We start from the raw sequence: 15,184 nt of genomic DNA on the forward strand, positions 1-15,184 counted from the left end.
CCTGCAACTGACCCATCGCCATCGCGAGCAAGCTCGGCTCCCACAGAGATTGGCGGCGAACACTAGTCTCTCGCACATGCAGGACGCATTGTGGGAGCAAGGCTTGCCCGCGATGACGGCGGCACTGGCAACCGCTCCTGCAACTGACCCATCGCCATCGCGAGCAAGCTCGGCTCCCACAGAGATTGGCGGCGAACACCAGTCTCTCGCACATGCAGGAAGCATTGTGGGAGCAAGGCTTGCCCGCGATGACGGCGGCACTGGCAAGCTCTCCTGCAACTGACCCACCGCCATCGCGAGCAGGCTCGCTCACACAGAGATTGGCGGTGAACACCAGTCTCTCGCACATGCAGGAAGCATTGTGGGAGCAAGGCTTGCCCGCGATGACGGCGGCACTGGCAACCTCTCCTGCAACTGACCCACCGCTTCGCGAGCAGGCTCGCACACAGGGATTTGTGGCGTTCTCAGGCCCTCAGTTGCCGGCCCGGGGCTCGACCACCACCGTACAGGTCATCCCCGCCGCCAGCAGCACGCTGTCAGGCACTTCGTCGAGATGAATCCTTACCGGCACCCGCTGGGCCAGGCGGACCCAGTTGAAGGTCGGGTTCACATCGGCGATCAACTCGCGACTGACCGGATTGTCACGGTCGTAGATCCCGCGGGAGATGCTTTCCACATGTCCCTTCAGCACCTCGCCACTCATCAACTGCAACTGCGCCGAGTCGCCGATCCGCACCTTGGGTAGCTTGGTTTCCTCGAAGAAGCCATACACCCAGAACGAATTCATATCGACCACCGCCATCTTCGCCTCGCCGATGCGCGCATAGTCGCCACGGTGCACGTTGAGGTTAGTGACATAGCCATCCACGGCAGCGCGAACCTCAGTGCGCGACTGGTTCAATTCAGCCGCCTCCAGTTGCGCTTGGGCTTGCTGGTAATCAGCCAGGGCCGAGTCGGCGATGTTGCTGGCGTCGTCGCGGTTTTCCCGGGAAATCACCAGGCTGTCCAGGTCGGCGCGCCGATGGGCATTGACCTTGCGCATTTCCCATGTCGCCTTGCGCGATGCCACCAGGGATTGCGCCTGCTTGACCGCGATACGGTAATGCTCGGGATCGATGCGCATCAGCAGGTCGCCCTTTTTCACCTGCTGGTTGTCATGCACTGGCACCTCCACCACCTCGCCACTGACATCGGCGGCGACGTTGATGATGTCGGCGCGTACCCGACCATCGCGGGTCCAGGGTGTATTCATGTAATGAACCCACAATGCACGACCGATCCACAGCGCAAGGGCCAGCACCAGCAGCGTCGCAAGCAGACTGAAAAACTTTTTCATTGCATCGATCTCAACGGTATACCGTCAGTGCCAGGGCACCGAACAGACAGGTAAACAGACTCAGGCGCAACAGCGCCGGGTGCCAGAAAAAGCGATACAGGTCCAGCCCCGACAAGAAACGATCCAGGGCCCAGGCCAACGCTGCGGCGAGGAAAAACATCAAGGTCAAAGTGGGCATGTACACGCCATGGAAGGCGATTTCACGAGGCATGTTGACGGTCCTGGGGCAGCGCAGCGGCGAAGGCCACCACGGGCGATTGCGGATCCAGCAGCGAAGTGCGGATGAAATGCAGGTAGCTCTTCACCCGACGCAGGGCCGAGGTATCGAAATGCGGGGCGAAGGGTTCGTCGGTGGCCTGCACGCGGCAGATGGCCTGGTCTACCGCCACCAGGGCACGCTCCAGATTGCTCTGGCTCGGCTGGCGGAACAGCCGCACCAGGGCTCGTCCCATCAAGCGGATGGCCTGGCGCCACGGCTGGCTCTCGGCGTAGGCCGGGTGCACCGGCAGGATCGCCTGCTCCTTGCGCAACTCGATAATCCCATGACCGACCTCCAGCACCACGAACATCCAACGCAAAAGCTCCCGTTGCACAGCAGGTTGTCCCGCCGCCAGGCCATAGGCCTGATGCAACAGGTCGCGGGTGCGACTCTCGAAGCCCGATGCCAGCCCCTTGAGTCTGCCGCTGATGGCAAATACTACTTGCTCGCGCAGATCCTGTTCGAGCCGGCGCCACAGCCAGCGACTGTTGGGCGGCAGGATAATCGCCCCGGCGGCGGCGCACACCAGCATGCCGAGGATCATCGCCAGGTAATCGTTGATAAAGGTGTAGGGGTTGTACACCGTCAGGTTGTCGGGCACCGACCCCGTACAGAAAAAGATCAGCAATCCAAGCCCAACCCCGGCGTATTGCGGTCGCGAACTGAGAAACGAGCCGAACATGATCACCGGCGCCAGCATCACGCAGAGCAGCGGGAAACCATCGATCAGCGGGAAGATGAAAAACATCTCGACGAAGCCGACCAGCGCCCCGAGCAACGTGCCGCACGCCATCTGGAAGGCCATGCGCTTGGGGTTCGGCGTGGCGGCCGACAAGCCCACCGTGGCGGCGGCGATCATCGTCATGGTTGCGCCGCTCGGCCAGGCCGTGGCGACCCAATAGCTGCCCAGCACCAGCAGAATGAAGCCAGCGCGCAACCCCGAAGCCGCGGCGGCCAGCCAGTTGGTCTGCGATAGGAACGGCTCGTCCCAGTGTTCACGTTCGTGACGGTGTTCGGCCAGGGACGCATGGGTCAGGGCGTAACCGTGCAGATCATCGACGAAGCGATAGAGCAGTTCGTAGGCGGTGTGGAAATCCAGCCACTGCGCGTTGCTCGGTTCTGTCTCCTGGAACGCGGCCCGCAACTCACGCACCTGTGCAGGCAAGTCAGCCTTGAAGCGGGCCAAGGCCTGGGCCAGCCGCGCCGCGTCCATATCGGTCAAGGCCCGTGCGCTGAAGCCGTCCAGCAATTCGGCGAGGTTCTGCAGACCGGGCTTGATGGCGTCCACCACATGATCGATGGCGCCGGCGCGCAAGCGCTGGAGCAACTGGTGCAAGGCATTGAAGCGCGTGGTGATGCCCATGAACTCACTGTTCAGGCGGCTGAGCCGGCCGTTGCGTCGGCGCATGTGTGGGTCTTCGAATACCGTCACGCTACGCAGGCTCTCCAGGCCCACCGCTTCGGCAATGAAACGCACGTTGGCGGCTTCGAATGCATCCCGCTGGCTACGCCCGCGCAAACCATCAGTGACGAACAGTGCAAACACCCCAAAGCGCTGGTACAAGGCGTTGCGCATGGCCGCGCTGGCGGTTTGCGGCACAATAGCGGCACTGACCAGCGTGGCACAGAGAATACCCAGGGAAATCTCCAGCACCCGCCAGAGTGCCGCCATGAACGCCCCCTCCGGATGGGCCAGGGCCGGCAGGCCGATCATTGCCGCGGTGTAGCCGGCCAACACAAAGCCGTAGGCCCGGAAGTTGCGATGACGCGCCGCGCCCGCCGTGCAGACACCAACCCAGAGGGTCAGGCAGCCAAGAAACCATTCGGTGTTCTGGGCGAACAGCGCGATCAGCGCCACCATCACTGCCGAACCGGCCAATGTGCCGAGAAAGCGGTAGAAGCTCTTGGCGAACACCTGACCACTCTGCGGCTGCATGACGATGAACACAGTGATCATGGCCGTGCGCGGTTGCGGCAGCTCCAGGCGCATTGCCAGCCACAACGTCAGGAACGCAGCAAACAGCACCTTGAAGATGTAAACCCAGGTCACCCCATCGCTGCGGGCCCAGTCGAAGAAGCCACGGCGCCATTCGAGGCGATAGAGCCAGCGTAAGGGAATCATTAAAGGGGTCATGTGCAAGCAATCACCACGGTGCGTATGCAGGATCAGGCGCGGCGTCACCGCCGGCATCCAGCCCACCGCCCAGGGCCGTCACCAGATCGGCATGGGCACCGAGGCGGGCAGCCTCCACCCGCTGTTGCACCTGTTGCTGCTTGAACAACAGGCTCTGGGCGTTGAGCACATTGAGGTAATCCGTCAGCCCGCGCTGGAACGCCACCAACGCAATATCGTAGGTGCGTTGCGCGGCGGCCACGGACTCGGCAGCGAAAGCCTGCTGCTTGTCCATGGACTCGCGACGGATCAATTGGTCGGAAATGCCTTTGAGCGCGTTCACCAGTGTCTGGTTGTAGTGCGCCACGGCGGCATCATAGCCGGCCGCCGCCTCGCCCAGCTGCGAGCGCAGGCGCCCCCCGTCGAAGATCGGCAGCGTGATGGCCGGCCCGACGCTGTAGGTCAGTTTCTTGCCCGTCAGGAATTCCAGCGCACCGCCGCCCGTGGCCATGTAGCCCAGGCCTCCCACCAGATCCACATTGGGATAGAAACCGGCCCTGGCCACATCGATGCCCCTTGCCTGAGCCGCCACTTGCCAGCGACCGGCAACCACATCCGGTCGCTGGCCCAGCAGCTCGGCGGGCAACGCCGACGGCAGCTTCAAGGGTGCACCCAGGGCCAGGGCCGGTCGCTGCAGATCCGCGCCCTCTCCCGGCCCCTTGCCCGCCAGCGCCGCCAATTGATTACGACTCAAGGCGATGGCTTCGTCGAGGGCATCGAGTTGCCGATGGGTCTCGGGCAATGGTGCCTGGGCCTGGCTGACTTCGAAATGAGTGCCGATGCCACCGTCGAGACGCTTTTGCGCCAGGTTGAGAATCTGTTCCTGCTGGCGCAGGGTCGCGGCGACGATATCGCGCTGGGCATAGTGCAGCGCAAAACGGATATAGGCCTGTACGACGTTGTTCTGCAACTCCAACTGCGCCTGCCGTGCCTCGGCGACGCTGGCATGGGCCAGGTCGACTGCCCGCTCGCTGGCGTTGCGCTCCCGCCCCCACAGGTCCAGGGCGTAGCTCAGGCCCAGGCCGGCGTCGTTGTCCCAGGTGGTCGTATTGGCCAGTTCGCCAGGACCGTAGAACTGATCGGTGGGCCAGTTGTGGCGCTTGAGAGTGGCCTGGCCATTGACCTGCGGCGACTCGGCCGCCTCGGCAACACCGGCCATGGCCTTGGCCTGTCGCACCCGGGCGGCAGTCAGGGCCAGGCTCGGGCTGTCCTGCACCGCCAGGTCGATCCAGCGATCCAGTTGCGGGTCGCCATAGGCCTTCCACCACTGGCGACTGGGCCAGTGGGCATCGCGGGCGGCCTCGCGGATCGCTTCATCGGTGGCCAGTCGGTCGGCTGACAACGCCTCGCCCCGGGGTGCGATCCCTCCTGTCCCGATGCAAGCGCTGAGGGTCAACGATAAAGCCCAAACACTGAGAGTCTTCAGCTCTCTGCTGATGCAACGCGGCACTTGCGCAAGATTCCTGGGAAAGGGACAAGGAAAAGCAACGAGCGTGCATGCCGGTTAAGCGACCTGTGGGAGCGAGCCTGCTCGCGAAGGCGGCGGCACCCGCCCTATCGCAGGCAACTGACCCAACGCCTCGCGAGCAGGCTCGCTCCCACATGAGGTCCGTGCCAGACAGCCCGCCCCTACAACGCCGGCAATTCTAGGCACCCAGCCAAACGGCGATAAGCCGATCTTTCTGCGAATCTTTGTTACCGTAAACGCGATAATCCATAAGTCGGATCCCGTAGCGCCGTAACTTCGTGTCACAATTTGCCATCGCCCTAGAGAGCCCTCCATGGACACCTTGCAAAACATGCGCGCGTTCTGCTGTGTTGCCGAAGCCGGCAGTTTCACCGCCGCCGCCGTGCAGCTCGATACCACGACAGCCAACGTCTCGCGTGCGGTTTCCAACCTGGAAGCCCATCTGCAAACCCGCTTGCTCAACCGCACCACCCGCCGCATTGCCCTGACCGAAGCCGGCAAACGCTATCTGTTGCGTTGCGAACAGATCCTGGCCTATGTCGAAGAAGCCGAAGCCGAGGCCAGCGACGCCCATGCCCGACCGGCCGGGCAGTTGAAGGTCCATACCATGACCGGTATCGGCCAGCATTTCGTGATCGATGCCATTGCCCGCTATCGCAAGACCCATCCGGACGTGAACTTCGACCTCACCCTGGCCAACCGCGTGCCGGACATCCTGGATGAGGGGTACGACGTCTCCATCGTGCTGGCCAGCGAACTGCCGGATTCGGGCTTCGTTTCCCAACGCCTGGGCATCACCTACAGCATCGTCTGTGCTTCACCTGCCTACGTGAAGGCCAACGGTTGCCCACAGAAACCCAGCGAGCTGCTCAACCACGCCTGCCTGCGCCTGGTCAGCCCGGTCATTCCGCTGGAGAAATGGGTGTTCGACGGCCCGGAAGGCCAGGAAATGGTCACCATCAACCAGTCACCCTTCCTGGTGAACTCCGCCGATGCGATGAAAACCGCAATCACCAGCGGCATGGGCGTAGGTGTATTACCGGTTTATGCGGCCATCGAAGGCCTGCGCAACGGCACGCTGGTGCGGGTAATGCCCCATTACCGTTCCCAGGAATTGAATCTCTACGCCATCTACCCTTCGCGCCAGTACCTGGATGCGAAGATCAAGACCTGGGTCGAGTACCTGCGAGGCTCGCTGCCGGAAATCCTGACAGCGCACCAGGCCGAGCTGACGGCGTATGAGTTGAGCGGCAGCCTGGCGGGCGCGCGAGCCGCGAATTGAAGTCGCCGGCCCCGTCACCAGGAACGCCCCTCAGCGCTTGCCCATCGAACGACGCGTGCCGGGAGGTGCGGCACCCGGGGATTTGGTGTGACCATCCTTCACACCGTTCTTGTACCACGGCAACTGTCCTGCCCCTTTGGCCGTGCCCAGTTCACCGGGCTTGAAGGGAAACTTGAAGGCCGGGATCGCTGCTTTGCCGCTCTCGGCGCTGGAAACATCGCCATCAGGCAGGTCGGCCGGTTCGCCGTTAGGGGAAGTCATGTAAATGCCGTTCACTCAAGGTAGGCCATCAATCCGTGGCGAAGGGGTTTGCTCCTCGCCACACGGTGTGCAAGCCGGGCCTGGAGGAAGACGCGGCGGCGCCAGTATACCCGGCCGCTGCCACAACGTATCGGGCGGATTCAACCTGAAATACGTCCGACAGTAATTCAGGACAAAACTGACAAGTCTGTCAGTTAGCCGTCACCTTCCTGACCGTCTCGCAACGCTATATAAGAACCTTGAAACTCCCTTCGTCCCGGACCGGCCTCCCACATCCATGCACATCCAGAAAAGAACCGTCCTGCTCGTAGCGCCATTGGTCGCCCTGGCGGCCCTCGCCCTCTGGTTCGTCATGAAGCCCATCGCCGCCAAACCCGGGAAGCCTGCTGCCGTTCCGGTACGGGTCGTCAGCGTGGAGCAGAAGGATGTACCGCGCTTTGCCAGCGGCATCGGCACGGTGCTGTCTCTGCACAGCGTGGTGATCCGCCCGCAGATCGACGGGATCCTCACCCGGTTGCTGGTCAGGGAGGGACAACGGGTGAGCAAGGGTGATTTGTTGGCGACCATCGACGATCGTTCCATTCGCGCCAGTCTCGACCAGGCGCGGGCCCAGCTCGGCGAAAGCCAGGCGCAACTGGCGGTGGCCCAGGTCAATCTCAGGCGTTACAAATTGCTGAGCGTCGATGACGGCGTCTCGAAGCAGACCTACGATCAACAGCAGGCCCTGGTCAATCAGCTCAAGGCCACCGCCCGGGGCAATCAGGCGGCCATCGATGCCGCACAGGTGCAGTTGTCCTTCACTCAGATTCGCTCCCCAGTGACCGGTCGCGTCGGCATCCGCAACGTGGACGAAGGCAATTTCCTGCGCACCAGCGACACCGAAGGCCTGTTCACCGTGACCCAGATCGACCCGATTGCGGTGGAGTTTTCCTTGCCCCAACAGATGCTGCCCACCTTGCAACGGATGATCGCCGCGCCCGAGCAGGCGCTGGTCAAGGCCTACATCGGCGCCGATGGCACGGCAGGGGAAATGCTTGGCGAGGGCCGGCTGAGCCTCATCGACAACCAGATCAACCCCAGCACCGGTACCTTGCGGGCCAAGGCAGAGTTCAGCAACGCCGGGCAAAGGCTGTGGCCCGGGCAACTGGTTACGCTGAAAATCCAGACCGCCCTCGACAAGGGTGCCCTGGTGGTCCCCCCGACCGTGGTCCAGCGCGGGCTGGACCAGCACTTCGTATACCGGCTCAAGGGGGACAAGGTCGAGAGCGTACCGGTTGAAATGGTTTACCAGGACAGCGACATGCAGATCCTCAAGGGGGTGGATGTCGGTGATCAACTGGTGAGTGACGGCCAGTCACGCCTCAGATCGGGGACCAGCGTCCAGGTACTCACCGCCCCACCGGTTGTCGCCAAAGCCACGGAGCCGCAACCATGAAGGGTCGCGGTTCGATTTCGGCGTGGTGCATAGACCACCCGGTCGCCACGGTGCTGCTGACGTTCGCCCTGATACTTCTGGGGAGTATTGCCTTCCCGCGTCTGCCCGTCGCCCCTTTGCCGGAGGCGGAATTCCCGACGATCCAGGTCAACGCCCAACTGCCCGGCGCCAGCCCCGAAACCATGGCATCCTCGGTGGCGACGCCGCTGGAAGTGCAGTTCAGTGCAATCCCCGGCATTACGCAGATGACTTCCAGCAGCGCCCTCGGCTCGACCAATCTGATCCTGCAATTCAGCCTCGCCAAGAGCATCGACACCGCCGCCCAGGAAGTGCAGGCGGCCATCAACACCGCCGCCGGCAAACTGCCCGGCGACATGCCGAACCTGCCCACCTGGCGCAAGGTCAACCCCGCAGACAGCCCGGTGCTGATCCTCAGTATCAGTTCCAGCCTGATGCCCGGCACCGAACTGAGCGACTACGTCGAAACGCTGCTTGCCCGTCAGATCAGCCAGATCGACGGCGTAGGACAAGTCAACATCACCGGTCAACAACGCCCGGCGATCCGGGTCCAGGCCTCCGCCGACCGTCTTGCCGCCATCGGCCTGACCCTGGCCGACATCCGTACGACACTCCAGCAGGCCAGCCTCAACCTGGCCAAGGGCGCGCTGTACGGCGACTCGAGCATCTCGACCTTGTCCACCAACGATCAACTGTTCCAGCCCGAGGAATACGGCGACCTCATCGTGTCCTACAAGGACGGGGCACCGGTGCAGCTCAAGGACATCGCCAAGGTGATCAATGGCTCGGAAAATGCCTACGTCCAGGCCTGGTCCGACAACGAGCCGGGGCTCAACCTGGTGATCTTCCGACAACCGGGGGCGAACATCGTCGAAACCGTCGACCGCATCCAGGCCGCCCTGCCCACCCTGGAAGCCATGCTGCCCGCCGCGGTGCAGGTCAAGGTGCTGATCGACCGCACCAGGACCATCCGTGCCTCGCTGCACGAGGTGGAGATCACCCTGCTGATCGCAGTGCTGCTGGTCGTGGCGGTCATGGCGCTGTTCCTGCGCCAGCTCTCGGCGACGCTGATCGTCTCGGCAGTGCTGGGTGTGTCCCTGACCGCGAGCTTCGCCCTGATGTACGTGATGGGCTTCAGCCTGAACAACCTGACCCTGGTGGCCATTGTCATCTCGGTGGGCTTCGTGGTGGACGACGCGATAGTGGTGGTGGAGAACATCCACCGGCATCTCGAGGCCGGTGACGGCATGCGTGAGGCGGCGATCAAGGGCGCCGGCGAAATCGGCTTCACGGTGATCTCCATCAGCTTCTCCCTGATTGCCGCGTTCATTCCGTTGTTGTTCATGGGCGGCGTGGTCGGTCGACTGTTCAAGGAGTTTGCCCTGACGGCCACCTCGACCATCCTGATTTCCGTGGTGGTGTCCCTGACCCTGGCGCCAACGCTGGCGGCGCTGTTCATGCGCGCACCGGTACATCATGTCCATCGAGGTCCGGGCTTTGGCGAACGACTGTTGGGTGGCTATGAAAGAGGCCTGCGCAAGGCATTGGCCCATCAGAGGCTGATGATCGGCGTGTTCGGCCTGACCCTGGCCTTGGCGGTGGCAGGTTATGTGTTCATTCCCAAGGGTTTCTTTCCGGTACAGGACACCGGTCTGGTTCTGGGCACCAGCGAAGCGGCCGCCGATGTGTCGTTCCCGGACATGGTGGCCAAGCACAAGGCCCTGGCCGAAATCGTCGCCGCCGACCCGGCGGTGCAGACGTTCTCCCACTTCGTCGGCGTCTCGGGCAGCAACCAGACCATTGCCAACGGTCGTTTCTGGATCGCCCTCAAGCCCCAAGGCGAACGTGACGTCTCGGCCAGCGGCTTCATCGACCGGATCCGCCCCAAGTTGCAGAAAATTCCCGGCGTGGTGCTGTACCTGAGGGCCGGACAGGACATCAACCTCGGTTCCGGCCCCAGTCGCGCCCAGTATCAGTACGTCCTCAAGAGCAACGACGGGCCAACCCTCAATGCCTGGACCGAGAAACTCACCGACAGATTGCGCAGCAACCCGGCGTTCCGCGATATCTCCAACGACCTGCAACTGGGCGGCAGCATTACCCACATCAACATCGACCGCAGCGCGGCGGCACGCTTCGGTCTGACCGCCAGCGATGTCGACCAGGCGCTGTACGACGCGTTCGGCCAGCGGCAGATCAACGAGTTCCAGACCGAGACCAACCAGTACAACGTGATCCTGGAACTCGACACCCGGCAACGTGGCAAGGCCGAAAGCCTGGCCTACTTCTACCTGCGCTCGCCGCTGAGCGGGGAAATGGTGCCGCTATCGGCCCTGGCCCGCTTCGATCCACCCACCAACGGCCCGCTGTCCATTGCCCACGATGGCATGTTCCCGGCCGCCAACCTGTCGTTCAACCTGGCGCCAGGCGTGGCACTGGGAGACGCGGTACGCATGCTCGACCAGGCGAAGAACGACATCGGCATGCCGGCCGCAATCAGCGGCAACTTCCAGGGCGCGGCACAGGCTTTCCAGAGCTCCCTGGCCAGCCAGCCGTGGCTGATCGTCGCCGCGCTGGTGGCGGTGTATATCATTCTCGGCGTGCTCTACGAGAGCTTCGTGCATCCACTGACCATCATCTCCACCCTGCCCTCCGCCGGCCTCGGCGCCCTGATCATGCTCTGGCTGATGGGCCGGGATTTTTCGATCATGGCGCTGATCGGGCTGGTGCTGCTGATCGGCATCGTCAAGAAAAACGGCATCCTGATGATCGACTTCGCTCTTGAGGCGCAGCGCAATGGCGGACTGACACCGCAGGAGGCGATTTTCCAGGCAGGCATGACCCGGTTCCGCCCGATCATCATGACTACCCTGGCCGCCCTGCTCGGCGCCTTGCCGCTGATGCTCGGCCACGGTCCCGGCGCGGAATTGCGCCAGCCCCTGGGCATTGCGGTGGTCGGTGGCCTGCTGGTGAGCCAGGCGCTGACGCTGTTCACCACACCGGTCATATACTTGTGGCTCGAGCGGTTGTTCCATCGACCCGACCATCATCCCGGGCCTGCGCCAGCCAGGGCGCGGGCGACTACAGACTGAGGCGGGGCCATGCGCGTTCTGATCATCGAAGACGAAGAAAAAACCGCGGACTACCTGCATCGTGGCCTGACCGAACAGGGCTACATCGTGGACGTGGCCCCCGACGGCGTTGAAGGGCTGCACCTGGCCCTGGAAAGCGAATATGCAGTGATCGTGCTCGACGTGATGCTACCGGGTCTGGATGGTTTCGGCGTGCTGCGAGCCTTGCGCGCCCGCAAGCAGACACCGGTGATCATGCTCACCGCCCGGGAACGGGTCGAAGACCGCATCAAGGGCCTGCGCGATGGTGCCGACGACTACCTGGGCAAACCGTTCTCCTTCCTGGAGCTGGTGGCCCGCCTGCAAGCCCTGACCCGTCGCAGCGGCAGCCATGAACCGTTGCAGGTGAGCATCGCCGACCTGTGGATCGACCTGATCAGCCGCAAGGCCACCCGCGCCGGCCAACGTCTGGACCTGACGGCCAAGGAGTTCTCGCTGCTCAGTGTCCTGGCCCGCCGCCAGGGTGAAATCCTCTCCAAGACCGCCATCGCCGAAATGGTCTGGGACATCAATTTCGACAGCGACGCCAACGTCGTGGAGGTGGCGATCAAACGCCTGCGGGCCAAGCTAGACGGCCCCTTCGAGCAGAAGTTGCTGCACACCATTCGCGGGATGGGCTATGTGCTGGAAAATCGCAGTGAGTAACAGTATCGCGCTACGCCTCAGCGGCCTGTTCACACTGGTTGCCGCGCTGGTGTTCCTGTTGATCGGCGGCGCCTTGTACCAGCAGGTCGAAAAAGGCCTGGGCCTGTTGCCCGAAGCCGAACTCGATGCCCGCTACAGCGTGCTCGAGTCCACGGTCGGCCGTTATGGCACACCCGAGCACTGGGTGAAGATCCACAACAAACTGCGCTTGCTGGGCGAGGAAGACAAGCGCATCCACTTCTGGATCGTCAGCGGAGATCCTCACTTCGAATATGGCGATCCCGATCAGCAGATCCGGGCCTTCACCGAAGGGCCACTGGGTAAGCGTGACCTGCAACTGCCCAACAGCCACTACCCGATGAAAGTGCTGGTGAGCCAGTTTCCGGCCAAGGATCAACGACCGCCGTTGCGCTTCATGATCGGCATCGACACCGAGACGTTCTACCAGACCCAGCATCGCCTGCTGGTGGCCTTGGTGAGCCTGGCGGTTATCGGGGTGCTGCTCGCTTCCCTGCTGGGTTACTGGGTCGCACATATCGGCCTCAAGCCACTGATCAAGCTCTCCGATGAAGCCCGGCGCCTGGCCCCTCCGCGCCTGTCCGGGCGCCTGCGGCTATCGCCTTTGCCACCAGAACTGAGCCAGTTCGTCAGTTCCTTCAACACCACCCTCGATCGGGTCGAACAAGCCTATTCGCGCCTGGAATCGTTCAACGCCGACGTAGCCCATGAACTGCGCTCGCCCCTGACCAACCTCATCGGCCAGACCCAGGTGGCGCTGACTCGCGGTCGTTCGGCCGAACATTATTTCGAGGTACTGCAATCGAACCTCGAAGAACTGGAACGGCTGCGCTCGATCATCAATGACATGCTCTTCCTCGCCAGCGCCGACCAAGGCAGCAAGGCCACCACGCTGACCATCACGTCCTTGGCCGACGAAGTGGCAACCACCCTCGATTACCTGGACTTCATCCTCGAAGACGCACAGGTCCAGGTGCGAGTCAGCGGCGACGCACAGGCCAGCATCGAGATCGCCCATCTGCGCCGGGCGCTGATCAATCTGCTGAGCAACGCCGTGCAGCATACTGCGCCCGGACAAGTCATCGACGTACGTATTGAAGCCCAGGCCGACCAGGTCACCCTTGCCGTCACCAACCCCGGCGAACCCATCGCCAACGAACATCTGCCGCGGCTGTTCGAACGTTTCTACCGGGTCGACGCCTCTCGGAGCAACAGTGGCGCCAACCATGGGCTGGGGCTGGCCATTGTCAGGGCGATCGCGCTGATGCACGGCGGGGATGTTTTCGTGCATAGCGACCGCGGTGCCAATACCTTCGGCATCCGTTTGCCGACCGACCTGCCCCGAGCGAGCTGATCGTCTTTTCCAAGCCTTTGAATGCTGGGCGAAAGGCAATTAGCCCAGAATCAGGGAGCCATGGTCATCGGCAGCGGCTTTGGCTTTGGCTTTGGCTTTGGCTTTGGCTTTGGCTTTGACTTGAACACTGATTGCCCGCTCTCTCCGATCCAAGCACAATCAGCAAAAGGCCAGCATCTGGTTAACTGCCAGCTATGCTCCCCTCGGAATGGATCGACCCTATAGACATCGGAATCATGAGCACCAGCAGTGCGACACCCGGCAGCACCCCGCTTCCGATACGTTCGGAGCGGGTACTCGTACTGGCCAGCTCACTGGTTGTCATTGCCATCCTGTGCATCGTGACCTTCCTGCTGATTCGCGAACACACCAGTGCCCGCGAAGCCGCAACACGTGCGGCCACCAATATCGTGCAGTTGATTGATGCCGATGTGCTGCGCAACGTCGAACTCTACGACGTCTCGGTGCAAGGCCTGATTGCCGCGGCCAAGCGCGAAGACCTGAAAACCGTTTCACCGCAAATCCGTCACCTGGCGATGTTCGACCGCGCCACCGCCGCGCCCTACAAAGGCGACATCTTGTTGCTGGACAAACAAGTTGACGTGATCGCTGACTCGGCCTCGGTCCAACCACGCGCCGGTAACTATGCTGAGCGCGAGTATTTCCGCTCCCACGTCCAGAACCCAAGCCCGGACATGATGATCAGCCGTCCCTTCCGAGCCAGGAGTAACGAGCACGACTGGCGTATCAGTTTCAGTCGTCGGCTGAGCGATGACCGCGGCGACTTCCTGGGCGTGGCCGAAGCTGCGATGCGCTTGAGTTACTTCAGCCAGTTGTTCAAGAGTTTGAACATCGGGCATGGGGGCACCGTCAACCTGATCAGTCGCGACGGAATCCTGCTGGCACAGGAACCGCCCCTGGCCGAGGACATCATCGGCCGGGATTTCAGCAACCGGCCGAACTTCGTGCGCATCCTGCATGACGGAAATGGCAGCTTCACCGGTATTTCCGGTTCCGACCAGAAACAGCGCCTCTACACCTTTTCCCAGGTTGGCAACTTGCCGTTGATCGTCGTGGTGGCGCTCTCCTCCGAGGAAGTTTTCGCTTCATGGCTACGCACGACGCTGATGGTCAGCGGCGCTACCGGCGCGCTGTGCATCGGTCTGCTCTGGCTCACCTGGCTGCTGCGCAGGGAACTGAGACGCCGCCATCGTGCTGAACGGGAACTGGCCCAACGGGCGGCCACCGATCCACTGACGGGCCTGGCTAACCGCAGGGCCCTGGACGAGACGCTGCAAAGAGAGTGGCTACGTACCTTGCGCTCGGGCCAACCACTGTCGGTACTGATGGTCGATGCCGACCACTTCAAGGCATTCAACGATCGCCATGGCCATCAACAGGGTGACGAGGTCCTGCGGACCTTGGCACGACTGATCGGTGAACGTGTCCGTCGTCCGGCCGACCTGGCCGCGCGCTATGGCGGTGAAGAGTTTTCGGTGGTGTTACCGGAAACCAACACTGCCGGGGCGTTTGCCATGGCCCAGAGCATTCGCGAGGCGGTGGAACAATTACCCCCCGTCCAGCCGGGCGAGCCCCCCATGACTGTCAGCATCGGCATCGCGACGTGGTCCCAAGGCCCGTATGGCGACCTCGAACAGCTCCTATTCGCCGCCGACAAGGCGCTATACAAGGCCAAGGCCAGCGGGCGCAATTGCGTGGTCTGCGCGATGTGATACCCCTCGCCACAAATGCTTCCCTGACAGCCATAAAAAAGGGCCACCCGAAGGCAGCCCTTAAAAAACTA

Annotated in this window: 11 protein-coding genes; 6 read left to right on the top strand and 5 right to left on the bottom strand. The window is 62.7% G+C overall.

All coding sequences use genetic code 11. From position 1 onward, the window contains the following. Positions 1 to 472: 472 nt before the first annotated feature. Genes AD665_RS25670 through AD665_RS25685 form a run of 4 tightly spaced genes read right to left on the bottom strand, consistent with a single transcriptional unit; the run spans position 473 to position 5,218 of the window. Positions 473 to 1,336, bottom strand: coding sequence for an efflux RND transporter periplasmic adaptor subunit (locus AD665_RS25670; RefSeq protein ID WP_053194326.1), 864 nt, complete (start codon positions 1,334 to 1,336; stop codon positions 473 to 475). A gap of 10 nt (positions 1,337 to 1,346) precedes the next feature. Further along, on the bottom strand, positions 1,347 to 1,547 hold the full coding sequence (locus AD665_RS25675; protein WP_024780658.1) for a DUF1656 domain-containing protein: 201 nt from the start codon (positions 1,545 to 1,547) through the stop codon (positions 1,347 to 1,349). Beyond that, entirely contained in the window at positions 1,537 to 3,729 is a 2,193-nt protein-coding gene (locus AD665_RS25680) for an FUSC family protein (protein ID WP_053194337.1), read from the bottom strand. The genes AD665_RS25675 and AD665_RS25680 overlap by 11 nt, the downstream gene beginning before the upstream one ends. Before the next feature lie 10 nt (positions 3,730 to 3,739). Beyond that, on the bottom strand, positions 3,740 to 5,218 hold the full coding sequence (locus tag AD665_RS25685) for an efflux transporter outer membrane subunit (protein ID WP_053194327.1): 1,479 nt from the start codon (positions 5,216 to 5,218) through the stop codon (positions 3,740 to 3,742). A gap of 331 nt (positions 5,219 to 5,549) precedes the next feature. On the opposite strand from AD665_RS25685, the gene AD665_RS25690 reads away from it, so the two are divergent. Beyond that, positions 5,550 to 6,518, top strand: a complete 969-nt coding sequence (locus AD665_RS25690) for a LysR family transcriptional regulator (protein WP_024780661.1) — start codon at positions 5,550 to 5,552, stop codon at positions 6,516 to 6,518. Positions 6,519 to 6,548: 30 nt separating this feature from the next. On the opposite strand, the gene AD665_RS25695 is transcribed toward AD665_RS25690, so the two are convergent. Then, the gene (locus AD665_RS25695) at positions 6,549 to 6,779 is read right to left on the bottom strand and encodes a hypothetical protein (protein WP_053194328.1); all 231 of its coding nucleotides are present in this window, start codon (positions 6,777 to 6,779) and stop codon (positions 6,549 to 6,551) included. 277 nt (positions 6,780 to 7,056) lie between these two features. Here AD665_RS25695 and AD665_RS25700 point away from each other — a divergent pair, with 277 nt between their 5' ends. The 5 genes from AD665_RS25700 to AD665_RS25720 all read left to right on the top strand — a co-directional run bounded on the left by AD665_RS25700 (position 7,057) and on the right by AD665_RS25720 (position 15,113). Beyond that, positions 7,057 to 8,214 (top strand): efflux RND transporter periplasmic adaptor subunit, encoded by a 1,158-nt coding sequence (locus AD665_RS25700; RefSeq protein ID WP_024780663.1) that lies wholly within the window; start codon positions 7,057 to 7,059, stop codon positions 8,212 to 8,214. Next, positions 8,211 to 11,324 (top strand): multidrug efflux RND transporter permease subunit, encoded by a 3,114-nt coding sequence (locus AD665_RS25705; protein WP_053194329.1) that lies wholly within the window; start codon positions 8,211 to 8,213, stop codon positions 11,322 to 11,324. Before AD665_RS25700 ends, AD665_RS25705 begins: the two co-directional genes overlap by 4 nt. A gap of 9 nt (positions 11,325 to 11,333) precedes the next feature. After that, positions 11,334 to 12,008, top strand: coding sequence for a heavy metal response regulator transcription factor (locus AD665_RS25710; protein ID WP_024780665.1), 675 nt, complete (start codon positions 11,334 to 11,336; stop codon positions 12,006 to 12,008). Continuing rightward, positions 11,983 to 13,380 carry a heavy metal sensor histidine kinase gene (locus AD665_RS25715; protein WP_053194330.1) on the top strand — a complete coding sequence of 466 codons (1,398 nt, stop codon included), beginning with the start codon at positions 11,983 to 11,985 and terminating at the stop codon, positions 13,378 to 13,380. Before AD665_RS25710 ends, AD665_RS25715 begins: the two co-directional genes overlap by 26 nt. Before the next feature lie 236 nt (positions 13,381 to 13,616). Continuing rightward, positions 13,617 to 15,113 (top strand): sensor domain-containing diguanylate cyclase, encoded by a 1,497-nt coding sequence (locus AD665_RS25720; RefSeq protein WP_053194331.1) that lies wholly within the window; start codon positions 13,617 to 13,619, stop codon positions 15,111 to 15,113. Positions 15,114 to 15,184 lie beyond the last annotated feature (71 nt).

Source organism: Pseudomonas corrugata (assembly GCF_001269905.1).
Taxonomy (GTDB): Bacteria; Pseudomonadota; Gammaproteobacteria; order Pseudomonadales; family Pseudomonadaceae; genus Aquipseudomonas; species Aquipseudomonas corrugata.

Coding starts and splice junctions, on each gene's coding strand:
- AD665_RS25670 (WP_053194326.1), bottom strand. CDS start 1,336: ATGAAAAAGTTTTTCAGTCTGCTTGCGACGCTGCTGGTGCTGGCCCTT.
- AD665_RS25675 (WP_024780658.1), bottom strand. CDS start 1,547: ATGCCTCGTGAAATCGCCTTCCATGGCGTGTACATGCCCACTTTGACC.
- AD665_RS25680 (WP_053194337.1), bottom strand. CDS start 3,729: ATGACCCCTTTAATGATTCCCTTACGCTGGCTCTATCGCCTCGAATGG.
- AD665_RS25690 (WP_024780661.1), top strand. CDS start 5,550: ATGGACACCTTGCAAAACATGCGCGCGTTCTGCTGTGTTGCCGAAGCC.
- AD665_RS25695 (WP_053194328.1), bottom strand. CDS start 6,779: ATGACTTCCCCTAACGGCGAACCGGCCGACCTGCCTGATGGCGATGTT.
- AD665_RS25700 (WP_024780663.1), top strand. CDS start 7,057: ATGCACATCCAGAAAAGAACCGTCCTGCTCGTAGCGCCATTGGTCGCC.
- AD665_RS25705 (WP_053194329.1), top strand. CDS start 8,211: ATGAAGGGTCGCGGTTCGATTTCGGCGTGGTGCATAGACCACCCGGTC.
- AD665_RS25710 (WP_024780665.1), top strand. CDS start 11,334: ATGCGCGTTCTGATCATCGAAGACGAAGAAAAAACCGCGGACTACCTG.
- AD665_RS25715 (WP_053194330.1), top strand. CDS start 11,983: ATGTGCTGGAAAATCGCAGTGAGTAACAGTATCGCGCTACGCCTCAGC.
- AD665_RS25720 (WP_053194331.1), top strand. CDS start 13,617: ATGAGCACCAGCAGTGCGACACCCGGCAGCACCCCGCTTCCGATACGT.